We start from the raw sequence: 471 nt of genomic DNA on the forward strand, positions 1-471 counted from the left end.
GACAGCTATAACGCCATTAGTTATTACGACTACCTAGCGACGATTCGCCCAGACTACACACTCGCGAACCATGATATTGCTGTTGTTGTTGCAAGTGGCGCCATCATGGATGGTCAACAACCTCGTGGAACAGTAGGCGGTGACACGGTTGCAAGTCTACTGCGTCAAGCGCGTAACGATGAGACGGTAAAAGCAGTCGTGCTTCGCGTAGACAGCCCTGGTGGCAGTGCGTTTGCGTCAGAAGTGATTCGCAACGAAGTGGAAGCGCTAAAAAAAGCAGGCAAACCTGTTGTAGTTTCGATGTCGAGCTTAGCGGCCTCTGGCGGTTACTGGATTTCAATGAGCGCAGATAAAATCGTCGCGCAACCAACAACACTGACGGGTTCTATTGGTATCTTCAGCGTTATTACGACGTTCGAAAAAGGCTTCAGCAAACTTGGTATCAACACCGACGGCGTTGGCACCTCACCG

Annotated in this window: 1 protein-coding gene; it reads left to right on the forward strand. The window is 50.7% G+C overall.

Going from position 1 to position 471, the window contains the following annotated elements; all coding sequences use genetic code 11:
- Positions 1 to 471, forward strand: a 471-nt coding sequence (locus tag R7Z78_RS24435; protein WP_318117036.1) for a S49 family peptidase, incomplete at both ends; no start/stop codon positions are given.

This window comes from Vibrio sp. 1167, assembly GCF_033340375.1.
GTDB lineage: Bacteria > Pseudomonadota > Gammaproteobacteria > Enterobacterales > Vibrionaceae > Vibrio > Vibrio alginolyticus.